Below are 26,432 nucleotides of genomic sequence, written 5' to 3'. Positions count from 1 at the left end.
CCCCCTTCAAGGATTTTTGCATTTGCGTCCCACAGGCTCAATGAATGAATTGTTGGAAATCCGCCATTCGCCATGTGTGCATCAATTCGCGCCTCATATGAGAAGCGGGATGCAACTGCAATTTCGGCATATTTGCATTTGCGTCCCGCGGTCGTCCTGATGGTGAGCGCTCACTGCGCGTAGTACTGCAGTGCGGAGGCGTCCTTGTCGGTGATCTCGCGGATCGGGCGGGCAGGGTTGCCCACAGCCACGGTGTGCGGCGGGATGTCGCGCGTGACCACCGAACCGGCACCAATCACGCAACCCTCGCCGATCGTCACGCCGCCGATCACCGTCACGTTGCCGCCGAACCAGCAGTTCGAGCCGATGACGATCGGCTTGCCATACTCGTAGTCGTACATCGAACCATCCTCGGCCTGACGCACGTTGCGATCCTGCCAGCGCAGCGGGTGCATCGGCGGCAGCAGCGAGACGTTCGGCCCGAACAGCACGTCGTCGCCGATGGTGACCGGGCAGCAGTCCAGCACGGTGAAGTTGAAGTTCGCGAACACACGCTCGCCGATGGTGGTGTGGCGGCCGTAATCGAAGAAGATCGGTCCCATCACGTCCAGGCCCTTGCCATGACCGGGCAGCAGTTCGTCGAGAATGGCGCGGCGGGTGGCGTGGTCGCCGCGTGGGGTGGAATTGAACCGGGTGCACAGATCGCCGGCCCGCTCGCGCAGGGCGGTGAGCTCCGGGTCTGCGGGGTTGTACAGATGCCCGGAGATCATCTCCTCATGTTCGCTGGCTCGCGGTCTGCGCAGTTCGACCGGCGGCAGCGATTCGGCGACGGGGGTTGCGGGCTCCGTGGAAGCCGCAGGATCTGCGGAAGCCGCGGGCTCGGCGGGGGCGAAGGAATCGGTGAAATCAAGGGGTTCGGCGTCGTTGCTCATATCACGTACTCCAATATGTTGCTCAGGGAAACATAAACCGGCCCCATTGTACCTGCTTGCCGACTTTGGATGGGCCACCGTCCGGGCGCAATGGTGCAATGATAGATTGTGAATCAACCGGCGAACGGAGGCATGGCGTGAGTGGCATGAGTAAGGGAGCGACGCTGAAGGTCACGGGGGAGTCGCTGGACGAGGCGGCTCGCATCGTACGCGAGGGCGGACTCATCGTCATCCCCACGGACACGGTGTACGGCGTGGCCTGCGATCCGCGTAACACGGACGCCATCGACCGCATCTACCGGCTCAAGCGTCGCCCCCGGTACAAGGCGTTGCAGGTGCTGCTCGCCTCCACCGACGAGTTGGCCGCGATCGGCCTCGAGCTGCCGTCCCCGCTGAACCGCTTGTCCGCCGCGTTCCTGCCCGGCGCGTTTTCGCCGATTGCCGTGGCCCGTCCCGACTGCACGCTGCGGACCTTGGCCGATACCGCCGACGGGCGCCCCGGCACTCAAGGAATCCGCATTCCCAATTCCGCGCTGACGCTTGATATTCTGCGCGCCACCGGACCGCTGGCCGCATCCAGCGCCAACCGTTCCGGCGACGAAAGCGCCCAGACCGTCGAGGAGGCCGTGGAGGCCTTCGGCGACGCCGTCGACCTCTATCTGGATGGCGGGCCGACCCAGGGGCATGTGTCCAGCACCGTGGTCAAGGCCGATCCGTACGCCCGCGACGGCATCGAGATCCTGCGCGAAGGCGTCATTCCGCAAGGCGTGATTCGTCAGGCCCTCCACCTCAACGGCGGGGGACTGGGCGCATGAGGATCTATCTGCTTGTGGCCGCCATCGCCGGCGGCGTCACCTGGCTGGTGACCCCGCTGATTCGTCACGTTGCCATCGAAATCGGCGCGGTGGGCGAGGTGCGCAAACGTGACGTGCATACCGTTCCCACCCCGCGCATGGGCGGGCTGGGCATGCTCATCGGCTTCGTGGTGGCGATGGTCTTCGCCAGCCGTTTGCCGTTCCTGTCCGGGCTGTTCGCCGGCGGCTACCAGATGTGGGTGATTCTGGCCGGTGGCGTGATGATCAGCCTGCTCGGCATGGCGGACGATCTGTGGGACCTCGACTGGATGCTCAAGCTCGCCGGTCAGCTGCTCATCTCCGTGTTCGTGGCGTGGGGCGGCCTGCAGATCATCTCGCTGCCGTTGGGTGGCCAGCTGGTCACCGCAAGCCCGAGCCTGTCCATGGCCATCACCGCGTTCCTCATCGTAGCCTCGATCAACGCGGTCAACTTCGTGGACGGCTTGGATGGCCTGGCTGCGGGCATCGTGGCGATCGGCGGCATCGCGTTCGCCATATACTCCTATATCATCGCCCGATCCTCGCCGAGCTACGCCTCGCTCGCCACGCTCATCGACATCGGATTGGTGGGCATCTGCGTGGGCTTCCTGCTGCACAATTGGCATCCGGCCAAACTGTTCATGGGTGATTCCGGTTCGATGCTGCTCGGCTACCTCATCACCTGCGCCTCTATCGTGATGACCGGCCGACTGGACCCCGCCTCGATCCACGCCAGCATCTATCTGCCGGTGTTCATGCCGATCCTGCTGCCGATTCTGGTGCTCTTCCTGCCGGTGCTGGACATGTGCCTGGCGATTGTGCGACGTTTGGCCAAGGGACAGTCGCCGATGCATCCGGACCGCATGCACCTGCATCACCGCATGCTCAAGATCGGTCATTCGGTGCGTGCGGCCGTGCTCATCCTGTGGGGGTGGGCGGCGCTGATCGCGTTCGGTTCGCTCATGATCCTGTTCTTCAAGGCGCAGCATGTGGCCATCGGCATGGCGGTCGCCGTGGTGGTGCTCACCATCGCCACCATGTATCCGTATCTGAAGCACCGCATCCCGGAGCTCCGGGCGGAGAACATGGCCATGGAGGCCGCGCGCAGCAAGGCGCATCACGCTGCGGCTCCTACGGCAACGGAGGCCATGGAGTCTGAGGCCATGAGGCAGACCGGCGGCGAGACCGGGGACGCCGACGAAGCGCTTGACGGGGACGCCGCCGGAAACGTCGAAACGCGGAAGAACAACTGATTGGCGAGGCCGGCATCCGCGGCGCGATTTCGGTTTTGCTGCCGCGCGGCCGGTGCCCTGCGCCGGAGGCTCGCTGATTATATTCTTCGTCTCCCCCGGTCAGAGGAACCGGTCTGCAAAGCAGGGCTAGCAGGACTGAAGGTAGTGAATTCGCAGCGTATTTTTGACGCGAGATACTGGGTTGGAAAATCGGCCTCTGCCATGCTGCTAGACAGCCATCTGCTAGACAGCCATGCTGCGGATGGGTCGCCGCCGCGTCATGGGCGCGTCGTTGCTGTGCCGTCGCCGCCGCGAAACCCGCGCGTGTCGGCCAAGGTCAGTGCATGTTCATATATTGTTTACATGGCTACAAACCTCGATGAATTGAACGCCCAATCAGCGTATGCCCCCCTTCCTCCCATCTTCGCCAAGCTCGGCCTCGCCTATGACGATGTGCTGCTCCTGCCGAACGAGACGGATGTCATTCCCTCCGAAGTGGACACCACGACCCATCTGACCCGTAAGATCACGATGAAGGCCCCGGTGCTCTCCGCGGCCATGGACACTGTGACCGAGTCGGAGATGGCCATCGCCATGGCCCGCAACGGCGGCATCGGCGTGCTGCACCGCAATCTGTCCATCGACGACCAGGCCGCTCAGGTCGATGTGGTCAAGCGTTCCGAGTCCGGTATGATCACCGACCCGCTGACCGTGAATCCCGACGTCACCCTGGCCGACCTCGACAAGCTGTGCGGCAAGTTCCACATCTCCGGCCTGCCGGTGGTGGACAAGGACAACAAGCTCGTCGGCATCATCACCAATCGTGATATGCGCTTCATCCCCTCCGAGGACTACGACACCCTGAAGGTCAAGGATGTCATGACCAAGGAGAACCTCATCACCGGCCCGTCCAACATCTCCAAGGACGATGCCCACCGTCTGCTCGCCCAGCACAAGGTCGAGAAGCTGCCGCTGGTCGATGCCGAAGGTCACCTGACCGGCCTGATCACCGTCAAGGACTTCGTCAAGACCGAGCAGTACCCGGATGCCACCAAGGACGAGCAGGGCCGTCTGCGCGTGGCCGCCGGCGTCGGCTTCCTCGGCGACGCCTGGCAGCGCGCCTCCGCCCTGATGGAGGCCGGCGTGGACGTCCTCGTGGTCGACACCGCCAACGGTGAGGCCCGTCTGGCCCTCGACATGATTTCCCGCCTCAAGCACGACTCCGCTTTCGACAACGTGCAGATCATCGGCGGCAACGTGGGCACCCGTTCCGGCGCCCAGGCCATGATCGACGCCGGCGCGGACGCCGTCAAGGTCGGCATCGGCCCCGGCTCCATCTGCACCACCCGCATCGTCGCCGGCGTCGGCGTGCCGCAGCTCACCGCCGTGTACGAGGCCGCCCAGGCCTGCCGTGCGGCCGGCGTGCCGTGCATCGCCGACGGCGGCATCCACTACTCCGGCGACATCGCCAAGGCCCTGGTGGCCGGCGCATCCTCCGTGATGCTCGGCGGCACGCTCGCCGGCTGCGAGGAGGCCCCGGGTGAGAAGGTGCTCCTGCACGGAAAGCAGTACAAGCTGTACCGTGGCATGGGCTCCCTCGGCGCCATGGCCCCGCGCGGCAAAAAGTCCTACTCCAAGGACCGCTACTTCCAGGCCGACGTCACCTCCAACGACAAGGTCGTGCCGGAGGGCGTGGAAGGCGAGGTGCCGTACCGCGGACCGCTCAACGCCGTGCTCTACCAGATGATCGGCGGCCTGCACCAGTCGATGTTCTACATCGGTGCGCACAACATCGCCGAAATGAGCGAGAAGGGCCGCTTCATCCGCATCACCGACGCCGGTCTGCGCGAATCCCACCCGCACGACATCGTGATGACCGCCGAAGCCCCGAACTACTCCGGCTTCCACAGCAACTGATCTATTTATTAACTGGTCTATCTATTATGTTGACTAGATGTGCAGCATGATAGATGCCATCAATGATGGGCCTTTCTGCAAATACGCAGAAAGGCCCATCATGTATATGGGTTATGTAGGATATGCGCATATGCCCGGCACGATAAGCCGTAATTAATGGCTATCTGCGAGTTGAGAGGCTGCTGAACAAGTAGTGGTCGCGCATATTTTGCCAAATTTCGGTGTTTTTACCGTGACAATGTCTTTGTGACAGCTTCTTAACTCGCAGATCGCCGCAGAGATGATCCTATTCCCCGATTTGTGTTTTTGTTTGACCGCGACGATTCTGGTATCGCAATACGAGGAAGGGGTGCCGTGATTTGCAAGGAGACTCATCAGTGTTGCCGACTGATTACGATGCTCCTGCGGTAATCACGTGCTGATTATCATATGCGCGGCGGACATCATAACCAAGGCGATGACCGCTGTTACGAATAGCGTGAATCCGGCGAGCTTCGCATTGCCTAGCGTGCGGTCGGTGAACAACGTTGAGAATACGGCGACCGGTGTCAGACAACAGAGCGCCGCCGTTTCACGGGCCACAGGATCGAACGGCAACAGCGTCCACGCGGCCAGTGCGAACACGATGCCGAATGGCAAACGCCAAGCGAGCACTTCGAACACCGCGCGCAAATCATCGCGGCCAGCTGGCAGATCGGCGAGCATACCGACCATAATCAGCGAGCAGAACGTGTTCGCGCCTGCAAGAGGCTCCGTGGCTGCGGCGATCATGTCAGGAATCGGTATGCCGCAGATCATGAGCACGATCATCGCCAAATAAGTGTCGAACGTGACGGACCCGAAGAAGCCTTTGGCGATGGTGCGGGCCAGCATGCGACGCCTGAGACGGCGTGCGTCACGATCGTGGCGGGGTGCGGGGCAATCCGGCGTCGGTCGGTTCGTCGTGACCGTCGTGCTGTTTCTATCCGCCATGTGCAGTGCGGTTTGCACCATGACGTTTGTTCCAGCCGTTGTCATCACGCATGCGCCCACATCGAACATGGCGGCCGAGACGACCGCGGAACTGCCGAGCAACGCGGTTGCGACAGGGAAGCAGAAGCATCCGACATTGAATCCTGACCCGTTGAGCACGACGAATGCCCGTTGCGTGGTCGGCCGGCGTCGCGTGGCCACCGCTATGGCCACGGGCGGGACGAATGCGGCGAGAAAGCCGAAAGTCGATATCCACAGCATACGCAAATCGTGTGGGTTCACGGCAAATGAGTGAATAACCGCGCCTGGCAGGACGAGATTGAACTCGAGTGTCTGCAGTACGCGGTAATCATGGTCACGGACCAGTCCGAACCGTTTGAACAGATAGCCGGCGAGGATGATAAGCAGCAGCAGTGATGGTGTGGCGATTGCCGACATGATGACCTTTGTACGTGGCGATGACGGGGATGATATGTGGGGATGGTGGAAGTTGCGTGTGGCCCCGTACGGCACGGAGCGGGACCACACGCGCGGTGGCACATGCTGGTAATCGCGCGTTGGATGACGTGATACCAGCGCGTGCCGGTTGCTACCGGGAGGTTAGTGTGCGAGACGCACCCACGCCGACGTGTCCTGCGGCAACAGTCCGTCTTCGGTAAGCGGCGCGGAGGTGAGCAACACCTCGCCTGCGGGCAGGGTGACGGCATCGGCGCCGAAGTTGGTCACACAGGCCCAGCCGTTGGCGCGCTTGTAGGCGATGATGCCTCCGAATGCGCCGTTCGCGCCGTCCGGTTTGTCTCCGGGGCGATCTTCGTCGAGCCAAGTCAGGCTCATGTCGTCGGTTTGCAGTTCGTGGCGCAACGCCAGCGTGCGGCGGTAGAGATTGAGCATCGAATCGGGGTCAGCGTCTTCCACGTCGACGGCGAAGTCCTTGAACCATACTGGCTGCGGCAGGTGCGGTTCGGCGGTCGGAGTCCCATCGGCCTTGGTGACAGGGGAGAAGCCGAATGAGCCGCCATGACCGAACGTGTCGTCGGGGTGATCGATGGTCGGCGCATCCGCTGCGGTCCATGGCAGCGGCACGCGGCAGCCATCGCGTCCCTTGCGGCTTGCGGCCTGCGAGGTGCGGTAGGCGCAAGGGTCCTCCAGCTTATCCCACGGAATATTGCCGACCTCGAACAAGCCGAGTTCCTCTCCCTGATACACGTAGGCTGAACCGGGAAGCGCCATTTCCAACAAAATGGCGGCTCGTGCTCGCCGCGTGCCGACCTCCTTGTCCAGCCGGTAGGTTTTGCCGTCGCGCAGCGACCAGTCCTTGGCAATCTGGTGGTAGTCGTTGGTGGGCACCTGAGGCAGTCCGTAACGGGTGGCGTGGCGGATTACATCGTGATTGCTCATCACCCAAGTTGCGGTGGACCCGGAGCGGGTGGCCGTGGCCAAGCCATCTTCAATGGCCTGATGCATGGCGTCGCGGATCCAGTCCTTTTTGGCGAACTCGAAGTTGAAGATCTGGCCGAGCTCATCCGGGCTGGCATACAGATACTGCCTGTTCGGATTCACCCACGCCTCGGCCACGGCGAAAGCCGGCGGATCGTACTCATTGAAAACCTTGCGCCATTCGCGGTAGATCTTGTGCACGTCGTCGCGATCGTGCAACGGGTGGCTGCCGTCGTCGGGGTCCTTCGAGGAATGCGCAACCTCGTAGTCGTCCAGATCATCGCGGTCAAGATCCTTGACCAGTGCGTGGGCCACATCTACGCGGAAGCCGTCCGCGCCGTGGTCGAGCCAGAAGCGCAGTGTCGTCAGGAAATCCTCGTGAATTTCGGGATTATCCCAGTTCCAGTCCGGCTGTTCCTTGGTGAACATGTGTAGATACCACTGCCCGTCGGGCACGCGGGTCCATGCGGGACCGCCGAACGTGTTCTGCCAGTTGGTGGGCGGCTGGTCGCCGTTGGGACCTTTGCCGTCGCGGAAGATGTATCGGTTGCGTTCGGGGGATCCGGGAGTGGCTTTGAGTGCCGCTTGGAACCAAGGGTGGAGGTTCGAGCTGTGGTTGGGAACGATGTCCACGACGATTTTGATGTCGCGTTCGTGGGCGGCTTTGGCGAGTTCGTCGAAGTCGTCCATGGTGCCGAGTTTCGGGTCTACGTCGCGGTAGTCGTCCACGTCGTAGCCGCCGTCGGCGAGCTGCGACGGGTAGAACGGGGAAAGCCAGATGGCGTCTACGCCGAGGTTTTTGAGGTAGTCGATATGCGCGGTGACGCCGGCAATCTGCCCGATGCCGTTTCCCTTGGTGTCTGAGAAGCTGCGCGGATAAACCTGATAGACGACGGCCTGTTTCCACCACAATGCGGGGTCCGTTGCTGCGGTCATGAGATACTCCTTAGTTACATTGCGCAATCGATTGCTCAACATGTTGCGATTGGTTGTCTGCTTAGTTTTGGTTGTGCTTATATGGTGCTGCCGTTGCGTTTGCTGCGATGCTTAGCGCGTTTAGCTTGTGATTAATGGTAGCGCTTGCGCAAGATTGTGTAAAGACTGCGGCATGTTGGTTGAGATAATGCCGAAATTGCTGGGAGTATTGACTGTGTTGAGCGGGCAAGCGTTTGTGCAATTGGTGTGCACTAGGATAAGAGCAGTCGGCGGGTACATTAGGCAAATGTTGGCATCGACCGACGAGGTTGGTGCAACTGGACGATTTGCGCAACCGAAGCGGTCGGGCCGACTGACCTGCGCAATCGGGAACGACGCAAAAACGGACGAAAGGGCGGAATATGGAACGGGCCACCATCGCGGATGTCGCCAAAGCCGCAGGCGTTTCGGTCTCAACGGCGTCACGGGCGTTGCGCGGCACCGGACGGGTCAGCCAAAGCACCCGAGAACGGGTTGCCGCCGAAGCGGAACGGCTGCGCTTCATGTTCTCAAAAAGCGCCGCATCCTTGGCCTCGGGCCGCACCATGCGCGTGGCGCTGCTGTTGCCCAACGAGATCAGCCGCTGGTTCAACTCACATGTGTTCGAAGGCGTCTACGAGGAGCTTGCAAGCCGGGACTACGATGTGGTTCCCTACGTGATCTGGGATGAACGCGACCTCGACGCATTCCTGCGCGAACTGCCTGGCAACCGTAATGTCGATGCGGTGATCGTTTGCTCGTTCGACATGAACGAAGCGCAGTCAGAGGCGCTTGCTGCGTTCTCGCTGCCGGTGGTGGGTGTCAACACACCCAGCGACCGGGGATACGACGCGACAGTGCGCATTGACGATGCCGCCGCGATGCTTGACGCTGTGCGACTGCTCAAATCACTGGGGCATAAACGGCTCGCCTACGTGACCAAACCGTTGAGTCCGTCACCGTTCGTCAGCTCCGGAGATGTCCGCGTCGCCGGATTCCGTCAGGCTGCACGGATCTGCGGCTACGACGAGGCGGATGTGACAGTCATTCCGCCGTTGAAGGCTGAGAGCATGAGTCGCCCGCAGGACGTCTACTCCGGCATCGCGGCACGCTTGGTGAGCGCGCCCGAACCGCCGACCGGCATCTGCGTGTCAGCGGATTTCGCGGCGATGCTCCTGCTCAAGGAGCTGCGTCGTTTGGGGCGCCGCGTGCCGCAAGCCATCTCCGTCATCGGTTTCGACGATGACGACACGGCCATCGCCTCCGATCTGACGACCCTCCACCAGAGTCCGACGGAACTGGGACGTGAGGCCGCACAGCTGGCACTGGCCTTGATGGACGGTAAGACGCCCGCGCAACCGTACGTCATGATGCCGACCTCGCTGGTACTGCGAGACACCACGGCTGCCGTCGATGCTGTGGTTGGGATCTAGCAACTGTTGACGTGCGTGCGAACAGCTTGATTGTATCCGCCGCGCGGTAGCCTGTACTGTTCGACACAGAACAGGACGCAGACAAGGAAAGGTGACACGCGATGGTGGATGCACATGACGCGGAAACGTACAGCGCGAAGGATTCGCGCCTGATTTGGATCGACTGCGAGATGACCGGACTCGACATCTTCGGCGGCGATGAGCTGGTCGAGGTGTCCGTGGTGCCCACCGACTTCGACCTCAACGTGCTGGACGAGGGCGTGGATTACGTCATCAAGCCGAGCCAGAAGGCCGTGGACCACATGAACGACTTTGTGCGCAACATGCACACCCGTTCCGGCCTGATCAACGAGTGGGAGCACGGCCTGAGCCTCGCCGAGGCCGAGCGGAAGGTCACCGAATACGTGCTGCGCTTCACGCCCGAGGGCGTCAAGCCGCTGCTCGCCGGCAACACCATCGGAAGCGACAAGAAGTTCCTCGATCACTACATGCCGGACCTCATGAGCCACCTGCACTACCGCAGCGTGGACGTGAGCACCTTCAAGGAGCTCGCCCGCCGCTGGTACCCGGCCGTCTACGAGAACCGTCCGCCGAAGAACGGCGGCCACCGCGCCCTCGCCGACATCATCGAATCGCTGGACGAGCTGCGCTACTACCGCAAGGCCTTCATGGCGCCGGTTCCCGGTCCGGACGAGGCGGAGGCCAAGGCCATCGCCGCCGAAATCGAATCCACCAGCATCCTCAACAAGTAGTATCAACAAGTAGTACAGGAAGCGGTACCAGCAGCACATGCGTCAAACCGAAGCCCTGGCCATCCTGAACGCCGGCGCGAACGTGTTCCTGACCGGCGCGCCGGGCGCGGGCAAGACGTACACGCTCAACGAATTCATTCGTCAGGCGCGTGCGGACGGCGCCGAAGTGGCCGTCACCGCATCCACCGGTATCGCGGCCACGCATATTGACGGTCAGACCATCCATTCGTGGAGTGGCGTCGGCGTGGCCACGAGTCTGACCGCCAACCTCCTGAAACTCATCCGCTCCCGGCGCCGGCGCAAGATTCAAGCTGCGGACATCCTTGTCATCGACGAGGTGTCGATGCTCCACGCATGGCTGTTCGACATGGTCGATCAGGTCTGTCGCATGGTGCGGCACGATCCGCGGCCGTTCGGCGGCATCCAGGTGGTATTGTCCGGAGACTTCTTCCAGTTGCCGCCCGTATCCGTTTCGGGCCGCAACAACGATGTGATCGCCCCGACCCCCGAATTCGTCGCCGCGCGTGAACGGTACGCCAAAGCCGGACGCAATCCGGAGGGTTTCGTCACCGAATCGATGGTATGGGATGAGCTTGATCCCGCCGTCTGCTATCTGACCGAACAGCACCGTCAGGACACCGGCGACCTGCTCACCGTGCTCACCGACATCCGCGCCGGAGCCGTGACCCAACACGACCGAGACATGCTCGTCACACGGCTGGGCCGCATGCCTGGGCCCGATCAGGTGGCGGTCCATCTGTTCCCCGTCAACCGGCAGGCCGACGGGCTCAACGATTTGCGCCTGAGCCAGATATCGCTCGAGGAACACGCCTTCCACGCCGAGGCTTCGGGGCCGGTGAATCTCGTGGACCGGCTCAAGAAGAACATGCTGGCGCCCGAACGGCTGGTGCTCAAAACCGGTGCGGCGGTCATGGCGCTGCGCAACGACGCCGACCGGCAGTTCGTCAATGGCTCGCTCGGCGCCGTGCGCGGGTTCGCGCCCGAAACCAAGGGCGGATGGCCGATTGTGGAGTTCGAGAACGGCAACATCGTGACGATGAAACCGGCCACGTGGGAGATGATGGACGGCGATACCGTGCTCGCATCCGTCTCCCAAGTGCCGTTGCGATGCGCATGGGCCATCACCATCCACAAATCACAGGGCATGACGCTCGACCGCGCGGTGATGGACCTGCGGCGCACGTTCGCGCCGGGTATGGGCTATGTGGCACTTTCCCGCGTCGAATCGCTGGACGGACTGTATCTGGCGGGCGGCAACGAGCGCATGTTTCTGGTCTCGCCGGACGCCGTGATGCTCGACGGCGACCTGCGCGAGGCTTCGGCGGCTGCCAGTGACCAACTGAAGCGCGAGGGTGCCGCCGCGTTCAAGCCCACCGGCCTCGCCGCCGGGGATGACGAATTCAATCAGGACGCCCTGTTCTAGCGGTCCGCACATCTACCGTCCGTTTCGGCCCCGCTTCGGCGCGCGGCGAACGCACTACGATAGGTGGTGAGGTGGTCGTTATGGTGCGTTCGAATATATCTCAACGGAGCGTTGCGGTCCGCCCGGCGGCCGTGGCTGGTGCGTTCTACCCTGCTGACCGCGTGGCGTTGAAACGGCTCATCAATCATCAGCTGGACTATGGTCGCACGCTGTTGCGCACGCTTGCCCCGCAGCTGCCGTCCGGCGCGCCCAAGGCGGTGATCGTGCCACATGCCGGATACGTCTATTCCGGCACCACGGCGGCGCTCGCCTATGCATTGCTTGAACGTGGGCGGGGAACCGTGACGCGGGCGGTGATCGTAGGACCGACCCATCGTGTCGCGGTCCGTGGCGTGGCCTGCTCCACATGGGATGAGTTCGATACGCCGTTGGGCGAGGTCCGGGTGGATACGGCAGCCGAGCGCGCGGCATTGGGACTGGACTCACAGCGGCTGGGCTCGCCGGAACGGCATGATGTTTCACAAGACGTTTCACGGAATGTTTCACGCAGTGTTTCACAAGAGGGTGATGGTGGACTGCGTTCCGGCATGAGCGCGACGGTCCATGCGCCGGCTCCCGCGCTCATCGTCAACGATCCCACCCACGCGCAGGAGCATGCGGTGGAGGTGCAGATTCCGTTCCTGCAGACCATATTCGGCCCTGACCTTACAATCGTGCCGCTCAACGCAGGCGATGCGTCGCCGAGCGAGGTGGGCGATGTGCTGCGCACGCTGTGGGGCGGTCCGGAAACCGTCATCGTCATCAGCTCGGACCTGTCCCACTACCACCCGCATGCGTACGCCCGTGAGCTGGACGACCACACCATCGCCGACATCCTCGCTTTGCGTGCGCCCATCAATCCACGGCGGGCCTGCGGCGCATATCCGATCAACGGGCTGATCGATGTGCTGACCAACCGGACGGACATGCGCCTGTTCGAACTGGGCTGTGCCACATCGGGCGATAACGGCGTGGTGGCGCTCGCGGGACAGCCGCGCCCGGCCATGCGGGACGCCGACGAACCTGTGGTGGGTTACGCCTCCTTCGCCGCATGGGAGGACGGCCGGGACGACGCGCATGCGGACGATTGCACCAGCGAAGGCGAGGATGCGCGCGAGCTTGCGCGTAACGATGCTGGTGGGCATGAGTGCGACGAGAGTAGCGAGGAATCGCGCGCCGGCGATGACGGACGCGATGGCGATGATATTTGCGCTCGCGAGGATGCGCACGACGATCGGGGGAGCGTGCTGCTTGCCCTTGCGCGTGCCGCCATCCGCGAACGGCTCGGGCTTGATGATGCGGCTGATGATGGAGTCGATGGCGTATCTGATGGCGCAGCTGGTCATGATATGAACGCCGAAGGTTCGCACAATCATGATCGGCGCGGCGCTGAAAGTGATGCTGAGGGCGGTCGATCGGCTTGGACGTCCCGGCAATCCCGCCCATGGTCGGGCCAATCTGTCGCGCGCATACTCGTCGCCAATCCGTGGCTCGAGGAATCGGGAGCGAGCTTCGTCACGCTGACCGAAGGCGGGCGGCTGCGCGGCTGCATCGGCTCGCTGGTCGCCTATCGGTCGCTCGGTAAGGACGTTGCGGCTCACGCGGTGGATGCCGCGGTCCGTGACCCGCGTTTCAACCCTGTCACGGCGGCCGAATACCCCTTACTCGATGTGGAGGTGTCGGTGCTGGATGAACCGGAACCCATCATGGTGGCGCATCCTTCGCATGCTTTGGCGGACGAAGCCGATACCTCCGCCCACGGCAACGAGGCCGCAACCCGGCCGGTGCGGTCCCGTAGTGAGCTTGAAGCCGCGCTCCGCCCGGGTCGCGACGGCCTCATCCTCGCCGACCATCGTGGCCGGAGCGCCACCTTCCTGCCGCAGGTGTGGGACGAGCTGCCGAACCCGCACGAGTTCGTCTCCCATCTGCTGGCCAAGGCCGGCATCCGCCCGGACTATGACTGGACGAACGGCGACATCGACTGCCAACGGTACGAGGTGACCGCCTATGCCGAGCATTGACGGGATGGTTGGGCCTAAGCGCAACCCTGCAACAGGCTCCGCGGCCGGCACAACGTTCGGTCCTGTGACCGGTCCGGCCCTTGATTCCAGAATCAACCCCGCAACCGGTCGCTGGCAGACCCGATTCGCTGACGGCACCGGCCGGGCACGCTGCGAGCTCTGCCCGAGACGCTGCGTGCTACGCCCGGGGCAGCGCGGGTTCTGCTTCGTGCGGTCGAATCACGACGGCATCATCATGTCGGACACGTATGGGCGCAGTTCCGGCTTCGCGGTGGACCCGGTGGAGAAGAAGCCGCTCAACCATTTCCACCCGGGCTCCAGCGTGCTGAGTTTCGGTACGGCCGGGTGCAATTCGGGATGCCGGTTCTGCCAGAACTGGGACATCGCCAAGGCACGTAGTTTCGACCGGCTCGGTGTGGAGGCCGGGCCGGAGAAGATCGCCCAGGTGGCGTCGGACCGCGGCATCGAATCGGTGGCGTTCACGTACAACGATCCCATTGTGTTCGCCGAATATGCCATCGACACGGCCGCCGCATGCCGGGCGCGCGGCATCCATCCGATCGCCGTAACCGCCGGATACATGAGTGCCGCGGCCCGCCCGGACTTCTACGCGGCGATGGATGCGGCGAACATCGACCTGAAGGGCTTCACCGAGGACTTCTATTGGAAGGTGACCGGCACGCATCTGGCCGACGTGCTGGCGACCATCGAATACGCGGTCAATGAGGCCCGTACGCCGGATGGCGGGCGCGTGTGGGTGGAACTCACCACGCTGCTCATCCCCGGCCTCAACGACGATGACGCCCAGCTGCATGCCGAATGTGCGTGGATACGCGACCATCTGGGGATGGACGTGCCGTTGCACTTCTCCGCCTTCCATCCGAGCTATCGGATGATGGACGTGCCGCCCACCCCGCACGAAACGCTCACCAAGGCTCGGGGAATCGCGCTCGCCGAGGGGCTGCATTACGTGTACACCGGCAACGTCCACGACCGTGCCGGCGACACCACGTTCTGCCCGAACCCGGATTGCCGGGCCACGCTCATCGAGCGGGACTGGTATCGCATCATCGACGACCGGCTGTCCACGTCGCGCGGCGGCGACGGCCGTTGCCCCGAATGCGGCACGCCCATCGCCGGGCGATGGTAGGCGATGGTAACCGGCCGAAGATTGTGGACTAACGCAGCTCGCTGATGCGGACGCCGAAGGTGCGCAGTGATTTGAGGCTCGCCTCATATCTCGCGGCCACCACGATAAGCAGCACGCCACCGATCAGCAGCCACACCCACCAGTATTGGCGCGAGAACTCGGCAAGCCACGGCCATATCACGGTCAGCACATGCGCCACCAACACCACCGTGCCGTAGAGCAGTGGTGCCTGCAGCCCGCGCAATGCGCCGATCAGCACGGTGCACAGCGCGATGGCGAACAGGGCGAGCATACGGGGGAAGGACGGTGACTCGTACCAGCTCATGAGCAGCGGTGGTGCCATCAGCAGCGTCAACGGCAGCCATAACGCAGGCCAACTGCGCAACCGCGGATTGACCGCCAGCCGATGCACGCCGACGATCAGGGTCGCGGCCCCGATTAGCATAGCAATGAGATCGGCTGGGGCATACGGTCGCGAAACAGCCCAAGACCACAGCACCAGTATGACGGCCACCGACCCGGTGATCCATGTGGCCAGTACGACCGGCCGGTCGAGTCCGCGCGTCCGGTGTTCCGGCTGCTGCGGCACCGTTGACATGGCCGGCATGGGCTGTGCGGTTGGTATAGGCTGTGCGGTTGGTGCGGGCTGCACGGTCGGCTCGGATGGCGAGGGCTGCACCGGCAGCGGATTAGCCGCACGCAGTTCGGCGATGACGCAGACCGTGAGCATGACGATGAACGCGGCCATTGCGGTGACCAGTGAGGGGAGATCGTCACGGCTGAATTCGCTGACCGATATCACCGCGAGGATGAACGATCCGACGCCGCTTGCGGCCGTGCGCTCCGCCGGGCTGATTGCGGTACAACGTCCGGATCGCGGCAACAGACAACCCAACGATATGGCGACGGCTCCCACCGCCACGGAGGGCAGGTAGGCGGCCATACGTGCCACGGCGTCGCCGGACAACGTCGGATCAAGGGCACGATGCAGCGGAACCGAAATCGCGGTGCAGGTCCAGAAGAATCCCACCGTCGGCGGCACTCGCAGCAGTGCGGTGAAGGGACGGCCATTGCCCCACGAGACCCTCCGATGCGCCGCGATGAGTACCAGCGCCCAGATTGCGGGAATGATGCCGCAGATCGCGGTGGCGACGGCGAATGGCTCGCCGTCCGATGCGGTGCCGAACATGCTGAAGGACAGGGGCGTGAGCAGCAGCATTGCGGTGATCAGCGAAGCCAGCCATTCGAAATCCGAGGTGCGGGAGCGACGATCCGTATGGATGACCGCCGCCGCAATCGAGGCCACCAAGGCGGCCGCAGCCGCTGCAAGGGTATTCCGTACGCCGCTATCCCAGAGCGGCAGGTCGGTCATCAGTAAAACCATTGCGCATGGCAGCGAGAACGTGGCGTACAGCGAATAGGCGCGCAACGGTATGCCATGCGACTTGGCCGGGGTGGTGGCAGGTGCGCTCTGGTTCGGTGCTCCGGGATGGTCGGGCACGGTTGCCGGGGTGTGTGATGGCGAAAAGGCCGATGGGCCGCCGTTCGGTGGTGCGGCTGGCGTTCCGTATCCTGATGCCTCCGCTGTGACCACCGAGCGTTCCGGTATTGGGATTCGGCGCAACGTGAGTGCGACGAATGTGAGCAGCAGCACGATGATGCCACTGGCGAAGCCGGACGGCACACGAATCATGACGATTGGCATACGCCCGATGAGTATGGCATCGATGGTGAGCGCCGCGAGACCCGCCCATGTCAGTCCCTCGGCGGTGACGCGTAGCCATCGCGCCAATAGGGCACCGGCGGCCAGTGCGACGAGTCCCACCACGCCGATGCAGAGGGCGCGGCCGATGTCACCCAACATGTCGTACGCCACCGAAGCGAACGCGAGCACGGCAATGGTCACCAGGGAGACGCCGAGAATCAGCAGCAGAATCTGCACGCTGGAATATCGCGGCTTTGCCGGCTGTGTTGCATCGTCGGGGCGAACCGCGTGCGGTGCCGTAGATTGTGGCATGGGCTGAACCATGTGGGGCGGCTGCGGGTTCGGTTGCGATTGAGCGTACGGTTGCGGTTGCGGCCATGGTTGGAATGGCGGCTGTGCCATTGGCGGCGATGCCGGTGGCGCGGCGTGCTCCAGCCATACCGGGGGCGTGACCGGAATGGGTTCCGTTGCGGGTGCCGTCGGTATCGGCTGCCCGTATGGCGTCGGATATGACGCCGTATATGACATTGGGTGTATCGGTGTGGGGGCGTACTGCGGCGCGGCACCGTAGTACGGCTCCTGCGGCGGCGGTCCCTGCTGCGGTCCCGGACGCTGCGCCGGCGTGGCCGACGGTCCCCTCATCGATTCCGGCGGTTCTGCCGGAGGGCGGTAATACGGGTAATCATCGGTATCGACGGTGTGTTGTTGCTGGGCGACGAATCGCCGTGACGGTTGGAATGGGGATTCCTGCGGCGTTGCAGGTGGCGTGGCATGCGTGGCATCGTGCGGGACTGTCGCCGGCGTCGTCGCCGGCTGCCGTGCCGTTGTCCCCTCCGGTACCGGTTCGTGAGGTTCGTGCAGGTCGGACTGCGGCGGGGTTTGGTGCGGGACGTTCTGCCGGGCACCGGGAGATTCCGGTTGTCGGGCGGACGGACTGGACGTGCTGGACGTATTGGACGGACTGGTTGGCTGCGTCATGGTGCCCCCTTGCAAAATCCCCTTCACCGCCCATTGTCTCACGGCGGGACGCGAACGCCAACACTGGCGTTGTGTGGCTTTGTCCGGCTTCGCCCGGTGTCGTCAGCCTGGTGCCGTTTGTCAGTTACTCGTTCAGCTACTCGGTCGTAGGCCATCGGTGCCGCGCCGGTTTCATACGCCAATCGCATGCGCCGCCGCGACATGGATGGTGACGTGCGAAGCCCCGGACGAATTGGCGGACGGGCGTGAAGCTTGTCTGTTCACGCGAATATCTTGGAACACATGACTTCCAATACCCTTCGTATGTCAACCCTGTTCCTGCGCACGTTGCGCGAGGACCCCGCCGACGCGGACGTCGATTCCGCGAAGCTCCTGCAGCGCGCCGGATACATCCGCAAGGCGGCCCCCGGCATCTGGACCTGGCTGCCGCTCGGCCTGCGCGTGCTCAACAAGATCGAAGCCATCATCCGTGAGGAGATTAACGGCATCGGCGCCCAGGAAGTGCACTTCCCGGCCCTGCTGCCGCGCGAGCCCTACGAGGCCACCCACCGCTGGGAGGAATACGGCGACAACATCTTCCGTCTCAAGGACCGTCATGAGGCCGACTACCTGCTGGCCCCGACGCACGAGGAGATGTTCACCCTGCTCGTCAAGGACATGTACTCGTCCTACAAGGACCTGCCGATCACGCTCTACCAGATTCAGACCAAGTACCGCGATGAGTTCCGTCCGCGCGCCGGCCTGATCCGCGGCCGCGAATTCATCATGAAGGACGCCTACTCCTTCACCATCGACGAAGAGGGCATGCGCAAGGCCTACTACGACGAGCGCGGCGCCTACGAACGCATCTTCCAGCGTCTCGACCTGAAGTACGTGCCCGTGTTCGCCATGTCCGGCCCGATGGGCGGCTCCGCTTCCGAGGAGTTCCTCGCCCCGATGGCCATCGGTGAGGACACCTTCGCTCTGGCACCCTCCGGCAAGGCATGGAACGTCGAGGCGCTGCACACGCCTGAGCTGCCGGAGATTGACGCTTCCGGCACCCCGGCCGCGTCCAAGGAGCCGACACCGGACGCCAAAACCATCGATCAGATGATCGAGCGCGCCAACGCCGATCATCCGCGCACTGACGGTCGTTCGTGGGAGGCCTCCGACATCCTCAAGAATGTGGTGATCGCGGTCAAGCATCCGGAGGACTCTGAGCATGAGGAGCCGTGGCGCGAGATTATCATCGTTGGCGTTCCCGGCGATCGTACGGTGGATATGAAGCGACTGGAGGCCCAGTTCGCCCCTGCCGAGCTTGAGGAGGCCACCGATGAGGACCTCAAGGCCCACCCGGAGCTGGTGCCCGGATACATCGGACCCATGACGCTCGGTCCGCAGGCTGCGAAGGCCGGTGCGAAGGAGCCGTTGCGTTACCTCGTGGACGCCCATGTGGTCAAGGGGTCGGCCTGGTTCACCGGTGCCGACGAGAACGAGGTGGACTACTACAACCTCGTCTACGGCCGTGACTTTGAGGCCGATGGCGTGGTGGAGGCCGTGGAGGTCCGCCACGGCGATATGAGCCCGGACGGTTCCGGCCCGTTGAGCTTCGAGCGCGGCGTGGAGATCGGTCAGGTGTTCCAGCTCGGTCTCAAGTACTCCAACGCGCTGGGCCTCAAGGTGCTCGACCAGAACGGCAAGGCCGTGCCGGTGTGGATGGGCTGCTACGGCATCGGCGTCTCCCGCGTGCTCGCATGCATCGCCGAAACGCATCATGACGAGGCCGGCCTGGCCTGGCCGTCCGTGATCGCGCCGGCCCAGGTGCATGTGGTGGCAACCGGCAAGGACGAAGCCGCGTTCGAGGGCGCCGAGAAGCTGGTCGCCGATCTCGAGGCCAAGGGCGTCGAGGTCATCTACGACGACCGCAAGAAGGTGTCGCCGGGCGTGAAGTTTAAGGATGCCGAGCTTATCGGCGTGCCGGTCATCGCCGTGGTGGGCCGTGATTTCGTCAACGACGGCACCATCGAGATTCGCGATCGCAACGGTGAGAACAAGGTCGCCGTGCCCGCCGATCAGGCCGTGGAGACCCTGCTCGAGCGTCTGTGACGCCATAGGCCGATGCCCTCGATGCCCGGTCTCCTCCGATGGGGCATCAGCCGTATCGTCATCGATCATGAGAACGCCATCGCGCCGTGCCGCACTGCGGTACCGCGCGATGGCGTTCCTTTTTCGCTGACGGGGTGCTTCCAGCGGTCCTTGCCAACAATGTGTCGATTATTGTTCGGCTCCCCTTGCGTCTTGCGTCCTTGTCTTTTGTAAAGACCATTTGCCTAATGGTGGATAACCGAAAGATATCCACAGGCGCGCTGAAGCCCACTGCGTCACGGTATCCACATTTGCCGGTCGGGCTTGTCCTGACCGATTCCGGTCCCTCACAGTGGAGGTACCGCCGGCCAATCTGCCCGCAATGACGCGCAGATGGCTCCGGCGGTCCATTCATGGATGCATCAGAAAGGACCGATCATGGCACATCAGCAGGCAGCAGTTACAGTCACCGGATTTGTGGCGGGCGAGCTCGTCAAAGCCGGAACCGACGCTTTCCCCGTGCTCACCTTCCGCATGGGCAGCACACGAAGCCGATTCAACCAGAACACCCGTCAGTGGGAGGACTACGCGACCGCGTGGCTGACGGTCAAGGCGTTCCGCGCAATGGCGCTCAACGCCAAGCAATCGTTGCGCCGGGGAGACCGCATCATCGTGGTGGGCGTGCTCAATACCGAGCAATGGACCACGTCGGCGGGCGAATCGCGCAGTCGTACCGTCATCGAAGCCACGAACATCGGTCACGACCTGACCTTCGGCACCACGTCGTTGGACAAGCTCTCGCGCAATATCGGCGGGGCAAACGGGCAGGCCAATGCGGATGACGCCGGCGAATCCCGTGGCATCACGAATACCGGCAGTGCCGGCGACCTCGGTAATGGCGGCAGTAGCGGCAGTGGCGGCGTGCAACCGGTCACCCTCGGCGTCGACGAGCAGCGCGAATCGCAGTATACGGCCCCGGCTCCGACCGCTCAGAACGGCGTTGCACCGAACGGCTTCGCGCCGGGCGCCGATTCCGCCGAGGCATATGGGGATGTCGGAGAGCCTGGCGCGGACTCCGCGGACTCGTCTGAGCCCTATACCGACGGTTTCGCCGATGCGCCTGATGAAGGGGAGGGAGCGTTCTAAACGGCATCGCATACTAACGTTTGACGTTACTAACGCGAGGCGGTAGTATGCAAGGAAAAGGAGGCATATGATGTCTACTTCGACGACTACCACCGATAGGGCGGTCAAGCCCAATCCGTATCTGAGCACGCCCGGCGAAATCCTCAAAGAGGAGCTCATGGAGCCGCTTGGCATCAGCAATTATCGGTTGGCCAAGGCTATCGGGGTCTCGGAAACCGCGATAGGGGAGATCATCAAGGGCAAGCGCGCCATCAGCGTGGCCATGGCCCACCGGCTGGGGAAGGCGTTCGGTACCACCCCCGAGTTCTGGATGAACCTGCAGCGCGACTATGAGATCTTCACCTTCGATTCGTCCGTGCTCGACGACATCCAGCCGCTGGTCCCCGATGACCGTCCGCCGTTTGAGGGTGACTGATTGACGGATCGGCTACCGGATTCGGCGGGCGTTTCGATGGCTTGGAATGCCTGAGGCTCCGAGGCGCTCGGTATTCCGGGCCATATGGTGAGGGGTGGTGGTTCCCGTTCAGTGGGAACCACCACCCCCCCACCATATGATGTAAGGACGGCCGTCATTGCATGACCGACCTTACATGCCGGACTCTGCCGGCTGTTGCACGGAGTCCTCCGGAATCCGCGCTAGGGTTTCCGTACTACCAGATGCGCACGCGGTCGGCAGGGTCGAGCCACATAGCGTCATCCTTGGTCACGCCGAAGGCGTCGTAGAAGAGATCCACGTTGCTGGCGATGCCGTTCGTGCGGAATTCGGCGGGGGAGTGTGGGTCGATCTGCAGGTACTGCTCGGCCAGCTCGTCACGGTTCTTGGTGCGCCAGATCGAAGCGTAGCTCAGGAAGAAGCGCTGCAGACCGGTGAACCCGTCCATGTCGGAGGCGGTGTCGAGCAACGCCTTGATGGCGGCCGGAGAGCCGTCCGCTTCGACCTCGGCGTCGGTCTTGCCGGACTGCTTGCCGAGCGCGAACGCATACGCCTTAAGCGCGATGTTCACGCCGCCCAGATCGCCGATGTTTTCGCCGATGGTCAACGCGCCGTTGACATGCGGCGCCTTGTCGGGCTCATCGGCGTACTTTTCGGCAAGCTGCAGCGGCACGAAGCCGTTGTACTGCTCGATGAGCGCCTTGGTGCGGGCCTCGAAGTGCTTGCGATCCTCGTCGGTCCACCAATTGTTGAGCTTGCCGTCGCCGTCGTACTGGGAGCCCTGATCGTCGAAACCGTGGCCGATCTCGTGGCCGATCACAGCGCCGATACCGCCATAGTTGGCCGCGTCGTCGGCGTCCGGATCGAAGAACGGGGGCTGCAGAATCGCGGCGGGGAAGACGATCACGTTCATCGTCGGCTCGTAATAGGCGTTCACCGTCTGCGGGTTCATCAGCCACTCGTCCCTGTCAACCGGCTTGCCGACCTTCTCCCACTGATAGCCGAGCTCGTACAGGGCCGCGGCCTTCATGTTTTCGGCGAGTACCGATTCGGCGTGCACGTCCAGCGCCGTGTAGTCGCGCCAATGGTTCGTGTATCCGATCTTCGGCGTGAACTTGGACAGCTTCTCCAGCGCCTTGGCCTTGGTGCTTTCGCCCAGCCAGTCGGAGTTCGAGATCGAGACGCGGTAGGCGTCGATGAGGTTCGCAACCAGCTGCTCCATACGGAGCTTCGAGCTCTCCGGGAAATGCCGGCGCACGTACTCACGGCCGACGTCCTCACCGCAGATGCCGTTGACGAGGCTCACACCGCGCTTCCACCGGTCGCGCTGCTTCTTCGCGCCGGACAGCACCTTGCCGAAGAAGTCGAAGTTGGTTCTGTCGAACTCGCGCGACAGATAGGATGCGGCGCCGACAATCAGATGCACGCGAGCCCACAGTTTCAGGTCGTCGAGGTCGGCGTTCGCCCAGAACTCGTCGATGCCGGTCAGGAAGCTCGGCTCATGCACGATTACATGCGCGAACGTCGCGCGGAGATCGAGCGGCTGCGCCTTGGCGGCCGGCGTCGCGTCATAGGCGCGCTGGAACTCGTCGATCCAGGCATCCAGGTCGAAGTGCTTCAGGGAGTTCGCCAGATCGGCGTAATCGGTCGGGTTGTAGGTCTTCACCGAATCGCGGGTGGCCACGTTGTCCCAATGGTTCGCGGCGATCCTCGTCTCGACGGCGAGGAAGCGGCGGGCCATGTCCAAAGCCTCCTCGCTCGGGGTGGGGAGGGCCGGCTCGTCGGTCTCGTCGCCCGGCTGCTGAGGCAGGTCGTCGCCCTGGTTGGGGTTGGCTTCGGCGGCCGGTGCGTACCCGGCGTTGACGAGCTGCGTGGCGACCATGGTCACGTACGCCTCGCGCACCGGCGCGTAGTGGTCCTCGCGGTAGTACGCCTCGTCCGGCAGCAGGATGCCGGCCTGCTCGATATGCAGGATGTTGAGGTCCGGATTGCCCGGGTCGCCATAGACGGCCGTGTCGAACACATCCGCGCTGTTGGTGTTGAGACGGCCGAGCGTACGGGTGAACTCCGCCTTGTCGCTGGCCTGGTCGATGGCGTCCAGATCGGCTTTGATCGGTGCGATGCCGGCCGCGTCAATGGCCGCGGTGTTAAGGAAGGAACGGTACAGGGCCTGCGATTTGGCGGCGGGGCAGTCGTCGTCCTCGAGGATGTCGCGCACCTGGTTTTCGGCGTCCTCGGCGAGCTTGTCGAAGGAGCCGTAGCGGGAACGATCGTCCGGCAGGCGGTAGGTGTCGATCCACGGTCCGTTGACATAGCGGAACAGGTCGTTGACCGGCTTGATGACGGTGGAGAACGATGCCGGGTCGATGCCCGACTTCAGTGTTTCGTGTGCGTTGGTCATGCCACCAGCCTAATCGGCGTGGGGGAGAAGCGCCGGGCGGCGAATCGGCTGTGGGCTGATTGCCGTTGAATATATAGGCAAAGTGCCTAGTTCTGCCGATGGTGTGAATTAGGCATCATGCCTAAAATAGATGCTGAAACAAGCGATGGATGCAGGTAAGGAGCGATGATGAGCGATCCGAACGACGGCATGAACCGGCAGAATCCGTTTGAGGCTCAGCAGAATGCGGAAGGACGGCAGAACGCGGCTGGCGGGCAGCAGAACGCGAACGGTCAGGCGGATATGAACGGCCAGCCGAACGCGAGCGACCAATCGAACGCGAGCAGCCAGCCGAACGCGACGGGCCAGCCGGCCCAGCCGCAATACGGCGCGTATGACACCAACCACGGCGGTCAATACCCGCCGCAGCAGCCGGGTGGGCAGCAGTCGGGCGCCCAGCCGGATGCGGGATATGTGCCGCAGGGTCAGCAGGGCGGCATGCCCGGCGCCCAATACGGCCCGTACGGCCAGGACGGCCAGTACGGTTCTGGGTCCCAAGGCCAGCAGCCCTACTATGGCCCATACGCCACCAATCCCAATGGTCAGAGCGCTTGGCAGTACGGCCAGAATCCTGCGTATGGCCAGACGGGGCAGTCCGGTGCACAGGGTGGTCAGGGGGAGAATCCGTTCGGTGCTCCCAACGGATTCGCCGGGCCGTTCGCGTTCGGCAATGGTTCTGCTCAGCCGGGGCCGGGTTGGTATTCCGGTGATTTCAATCCGTTCCGTCTTATCGAGGAATGGCTGCCGCAAAAGGCCAAGACCACGATTCGCGTGATCTACGGCGTGGTGGGCGTCGCCGCCATCGCGCTCGGATTGGCGTTGCTGTTCGCGCCGACCAAAACGCTGGCGTTGGCCGCGCTGCTGCTGGGCGTGTACTTCGTGATATCCGGTGTGGTGCGCATCGTGAGCGCCCTGGTCGAACCGGGACTACCAGGCGGCTGGCGTGTGTTGGACGTGTTGGTGGGCATCCTGCTCACTTTCGGCGGCGTCGTGGTGGTGCGCAATTATGGGCTGACCGGTCAGACTCTGGCGCTGCTCATCACCCTGATGGTTGGTTTCGGTTGGATCATGGAAGGTGTGATGGCGCTGGTCGAATCGTGGCGCATCCCGCATTCCGGTTGGGCGGTCGCCTACGCGATCATTTCCATCATCGCCGGATTCGTGGTATTGATGAGCCCGCTGAGCTCCACCGTGTTCATGGTCGTGTTCGGCGGTTGCGCGATGGTAGTCATGGGCGTCACCGCCGTGATTCGTGCCTTCACGTTTGGCAAGCGGGCGCGGTGATCGTTTCTTAGATACATGTGTCGTTTCTTGGGTAGGTGCCCGCTGAGCTTGGGTGAAGAAATATGACCTTCAGGCGTCTTTGTCCGGCTGACGCCTGCCCAAGAAACGACATATGTACCTAAGATGTGCTTTTTCGTGTTGCGAAAAGAGGTTCGATGCCCGGCAATGACGCCGGTGCGGTCTATCATTGAGAACGATTGTCAACAAGACGTCAAGAGCCATAGGTAGAAAGAACCTTATGATCGAATTGAAAACCCCTCGTGAAATCGAGGAAATGAAGCCTGCGGGCCGTTTCGTTGCCGGCATTCTCAAGGAACTGCAGGAGACCACCAAGGTGGGCACCAACCTGCTGGAGATCGACGAATTCGTCCACAAGAAGATCGTGGACCGCAAGGGCGCCGAATCCTGCTATGTGGATTATGCGCCGGACTTCGGCACCGGCCCGTTCGCCCATTACATCTGCACCTCCGTCAACGACGCCGTACTCCACGGTATCCCGTACGACTACAGCCTCAAGGACGGCGATCTGGTGTCCCTCGACCTGGCGATCAGCGTGGACGGCTGGGTAGCCGACTCCGCCGTGAGCTTCGTAGTGGGCAACGATCCCGATCCGGAGGATCTGCGACTCATCAAGTGCACGCAGGAGGCGCTCGCCGCCGCCATCGACGTGGCCAAGCCCGGCAACCGCCTTGGTGACATTTCCTCCACCATCGGCGACATCGCCCGTGAATACGGCTACCCGATCAACCTCGAGTTCGGCGGTCACGGTGTGGGACACATCATGCACGGCGACCCGCATGTGCCCAACGACGGCAAGGCGCACCACGGCTACAAGCTGCGTGACGGCCTGGTCATCGCCATCGAGCCATGGTTCCTCAAGACCACGGACGAGATCTACCAGGATTCCAAGGACGGTTGGACCCTGCGTTCCCAGGACGGCTCTCGCGGTGCCCATTCCGAGCACACCATCGCCATCACGGAGGACGGCCCGATCATCCTCACCGATCGCAGCAATCTGTAATCGCCGGGGCAGGTCGCTTACCCCACGGTGTAGGGAGCATCCCATGATGTAGGGATTGCCCCATGATGTAGGGAAGAGGAATGGCTTATTTCCGCGGTTTTGGCGGGATGGTCGGTTTTTCGTTCCCTACACCGTGGGACAATCCCTACACCGTGGGGAGGCGTGGGGTTGCGGTGCCCGGTCGATGACGACGGGCGAGAGGGTGTTGGCGAAGGGATGTAATGCTGTTCCCGCGTTTTTGAGAC

At 63.1% G+C, this 26,432-nt stretch carries 17 protein-coding genes and 1 pseudogene; 13 read left to right on the top strand and 5 right to left on the bottom strand.

From position 1 onward, the window contains the following. Nucleotides 1-170: 170 nt before the first annotated feature. Nucleotides 171-770: a sugar O-acetyltransferase gene (locus BG22_RS04085; protein ID WP_181163365.1), complete on the bottom strand. Its 600-nt coding sequence runs from the start codon at nucleotides 768-770 to the stop codon at nucleotides 171-173. A gap of 308 nt (nucleotides 771-1,078) precedes the next feature. On the opposite strand from BG22_RS04085, the gene BG22_RS04080 reads away from it, so the two are divergent. From BG22_RS04080 to guaB, 3 genes are all read left to right on the top strand, one after another. Continuing rightward, entirely contained in the window at nucleotides 1,079-1,747 is a 669-nt protein-coding gene (locus BG22_RS04080; protein WP_140493513.1) for an L-threonylcarbamoyladenylate synthase, read from the top strand. After that, nucleotides 1,744-3,018, top strand: a complete 1,275-nt coding sequence (locus BG22_RS04075) for an MraY family glycosyltransferase (protein ID WP_258186196.1) — start codon at nucleotides 1,744-1,746, stop codon at nucleotides 3,016-3,018. Before BG22_RS04080 ends, BG22_RS04075 begins: the two co-directional genes overlap by 4 nt. Before the next feature lie 342 nt (nucleotides 3,019-3,360). Beyond that, nucleotides 3,361-4,914 (top strand): IMP dehydrogenase, encoded by a 1,554-nt coding sequence (gene guaB / locus BG22_RS04070; protein WP_140493498.1) that lies wholly within the window; start codon nucleotides 3,361-3,363, stop codon nucleotides 4,912-4,914. A 411-nt stretch (nucleotides 4,915-5,325) separates the two neighbouring features. Here guaB and BG22_RS04065 read toward each other — a convergent pair whose 3' ends face one another. Next, a complete protein-coding gene (locus tag BG22_RS04065; protein WP_140493495.1) occupies nucleotides 5,326-6,324 on the bottom strand; it encodes an AEC family transporter in 999 nt (332 codons plus the stop codon). Nucleotides 6,325-6,486: 162 nt separating this feature from the next. Next, on the bottom strand, nucleotides 6,487-8,259 hold the full coding sequence (locus tag BG22_RS04060) for a glycoside hydrolase family 13 protein (protein ID WP_140493492.1): 1,773 nt from the start codon (nucleotides 8,257-8,259) through the stop codon (nucleotides 6,487-6,489). Between the two features lie 401 nt (nucleotides 8,260-8,660). On the opposite strand from BG22_RS04060, the gene BG22_RS04055 reads away from it, so the two are divergent. From BG22_RS04055 to amrS, 5 genes and pseudogenes are all read left to right on the top strand, one after another. Continuing rightward, nucleotides 8,661-9,710: a LacI family DNA-binding transcriptional regulator gene (locus BG22_RS04055; protein ID WP_140493489.1), complete on the top strand. Its 1,050-nt coding sequence runs from the start codon at nucleotides 8,661-8,663 to the stop codon at nucleotides 9,708-9,710. 101 nt (nucleotides 9,711-9,811) lie between these two features. Next, the gene (gene orn / locus BG22_RS04050; protein WP_094666919.1) at nucleotides 9,812-10,462 is read left to right on the top strand and encodes an oligoribonuclease; all 651 of its coding nucleotides are present in this window, start codon (nucleotides 9,812-9,814) and stop codon (nucleotides 10,460-10,462) included. Nucleotides 10,463-10,499: 37 nt separating this feature from the next. Beyond that, nucleotides 10,500-11,906, top strand: a complete 1,407-nt coding sequence (locus BG22_RS04045; RefSeq protein WP_140493486.1) for a PIF1 family ATP-dependent DNA helicase — start codon at nucleotides 10,500-10,502, stop codon at nucleotides 11,904-11,906. Nucleotides 11,907-12,019: 113 nt separating this feature from the next. Next, nucleotides 12,020-13,966, top strand: a pseudogene (gene amrB / locus BG22_RS11095) (AmmeMemoRadiSam system protein B); the annotation flags it as partial. Further along, nucleotides 13,953-15,116, top strand: a complete 1,164-nt coding sequence (gene amrS, locus BG22_RS04030) for an AmmeMemoRadiSam system radical SAM enzyme (protein WP_094666917.1) — start codon at nucleotides 13,953-13,955, stop codon at nucleotides 15,114-15,116. The pseudogene amrB and the gene amrS, both read left to right, overlap by 14 nt. 28 nt (nucleotides 15,117-15,144) lie before the next feature. On the opposite strand, the gene BG22_RS04025 is transcribed toward amrS, so the two are convergent. After that, a complete protein-coding gene (locus tag BG22_RS04025; protein ID WP_140493483.1) occupies nucleotides 15,145-17,133 on the bottom strand; it encodes an SCO7613 C-terminal domain-containing membrane protein in 1,989 nt (662 codons plus the stop codon). Between the two features lie 948 nt (nucleotides 17,134-18,081). On the opposite strand from BG22_RS04025, the gene BG22_RS04020 reads away from it, so the two are divergent. The 3 genes from BG22_RS04020 to BG22_RS04010 all read left to right on the top strand — a co-directional run bounded on the left by BG22_RS04020 (nucleotide 18,082) and on the right by BG22_RS04010 (nucleotide 21,424). After that, on the top strand, nucleotides 18,082-19,884 hold the full coding sequence (locus BG22_RS04020; RefSeq protein ID WP_181163364.1) for a proline--tRNA ligase: 1,803 nt from the start codon (nucleotides 18,082-18,084) through the stop codon (nucleotides 19,882-19,884). A 417-nt stretch (nucleotides 19,885-20,301) separates the two neighbouring features. Beyond that, nucleotides 20,302-21,009, top strand: coding sequence for a single-stranded DNA-binding protein (locus BG22_RS04015; protein ID WP_140493480.1), 708 nt, complete (start codon nucleotides 20,302-20,304; stop codon nucleotides 21,007-21,009). Nucleotides 21,010-21,076: 67 nt separating this feature from the next. Next, a complete protein-coding gene (locus tag BG22_RS04010) occupies nucleotides 21,077-21,424 on the top strand; it encodes a HigA family addiction module antitoxin (RefSeq protein WP_258186194.1) in 348 nt (115 codons plus the stop codon). 235 nt (nucleotides 21,425-21,659) lie between these two features. Here the strand turns inward: BG22_RS04010 and BG22_RS04005 are convergent, their stop codons facing one another. Next, a complete protein-coding gene (locus tag BG22_RS04005; RefSeq protein ID WP_094666913.1) occupies nucleotides 21,660-23,843 on the bottom strand; it encodes a M13 family metallopeptidase in 2,184 nt (727 codons plus the stop codon). A 282-nt stretch (nucleotides 23,844-24,125) separates the two neighbouring features. Between BG22_RS04005 and BG22_RS04000 the strand changes: the two genes are divergently transcribed. Continuing rightward, on the top strand, nucleotides 24,126-25,166 hold the full coding sequence (locus tag BG22_RS04000; RefSeq protein ID WP_140493504.1) for an HdeD family acid-resistance protein: 1,041 nt from the start codon (nucleotides 24,126-24,128) through the stop codon (nucleotides 25,164-25,166). A gap of 238 nt (nucleotides 25,167-25,404) precedes the next feature. Beyond that, the gene (map, locus tag BG22_RS03995; protein ID WP_140493477.1) at nucleotides 25,405-26,187 is read left to right on the top strand and encodes a type I methionyl aminopeptidase; all 783 of its coding nucleotides are present in this window, start codon (nucleotides 25,405-25,407) and stop codon (nucleotides 26,185-26,187) included. Nucleotides 26,188-26,432 lie beyond the last annotated feature (245 nt).

Origin of the sequence: Bifidobacterium sp. UTBIF-78 (genome assembly GCF_006408945.1) — a bacterium.
In the GTDB taxonomy this organism is placed as follows: domain Bacteria; phylum Actinomycetota; class Actinomycetes; order Actinomycetales; family Bifidobacteriaceae; genus Bifidobacterium; species Bifidobacterium myosotis.
The sequence above is the reverse complement of the archived record's forward strand: the minus strand, read 5'-3'. Positions and strand labels throughout refer to the sequence as shown.

Coding starts and splice junctions, on each gene's coding strand:
- orn (WP_094666919.1), top strand. CDS start 9,812: ATGGTGGATGCACATGACGCGGAAACGTACAGCGCGAAGGATTCGCGC.
- guaB (WP_140493498.1), top strand. CDS start 3,361: ATGGCTACAAACCTCGATGAATTGAACGCCCAATCAGCGTATGCCCCC.
- BG22_RS04025 (WP_140493483.1), bottom strand. CDS start 17,133: ATGCCACAATCTACGGCACCGCACGCGGTTCGCCCCGACGATGCAACA.
- BG22_RS04045 (WP_140493486.1), top strand. CDS start 10,500: ATGCGTCAAACCGAAGCCCTGGCCATCCTGAACGCCGGCGCGAACGTG.
- BG22_RS04060 (WP_140493492.1), bottom strand. CDS start 8,259: ATGACCGCAGCAACGGACCCCGCATTGTGGTGGAAACAGGCCGTCGTC.
- BG22_RS04085 (WP_181163365.1), bottom strand. CDS start 770: ATGATCTCCGGGCATCTGTACAACCCCGCAGACCCGGAGCTCACCGCC.
- BG22_RS04015 (WP_140493480.1), top strand. CDS start 20,302: ATGGCACATCAGCAGGCAGCAGTTACAGTCACCGGATTTGTGGCGGGC.
- BG22_RS04065 (WP_140493495.1), bottom strand. CDS start 6,324: ATGTCGGCAATCGCCACACCATCACTGCTGCTGCTTATCATCCTCGCC.
- BG22_RS04010 (WP_258186194.1), top strand. CDS start 21,077: ATGATGTCTACTTCGACGACTACCACCGATAGGGCGGTCAAGCCCAAT.
- BG22_RS04080 (WP_140493513.1), top strand. CDS start 1,079: ATGAGTAAGGGAGCGACGCTGAAGGTCACGGGGGAGTCGCTGGACGAG.
- BG22_RS04055 (WP_140493489.1), top strand. CDS start 8,661: ATGGAACGGGCCACCATCGCGGATGTCGCCAAAGCCGCAGGCGTTTCG.
- BG22_RS04000 (WP_140493504.1), top strand. CDS start 24,126: ATGAACGGCCAGCCGAACGCGAGCGACCAATCGAACGCGAGCAGCCAG.
- BG22_RS04005 (WP_094666913.1), bottom strand. CDS start 23,843: ATGACCAACGCACACGAAACACTGAAGTCGGGCATCGACCCGGCATCG.
- BG22_RS04075 (WP_258186196.1), top strand. CDS start 1,744: ATGAGGATCTATCTGCTTGTGGCCGCCATCGCCGGCGGCGTCACCTGG.
- amrS (WP_094666917.1), top strand. CDS start 13,953: ATGCCGAGCATTGACGGGATGGTTGGGCCTAAGCGCAACCCTGCAACA.
- BG22_RS04020 (WP_181163364.1), top strand. CDS start 18,082: ATGACTTCCAATACCCTTCGTATGTCAACCCTGTTCCTGCGCACGTTG.
- map (WP_140493477.1), top strand. CDS start 25,405: ATGATCGAATTGAAAACCCCTCGTGAAATCGAGGAAATGAAGCCTGCG.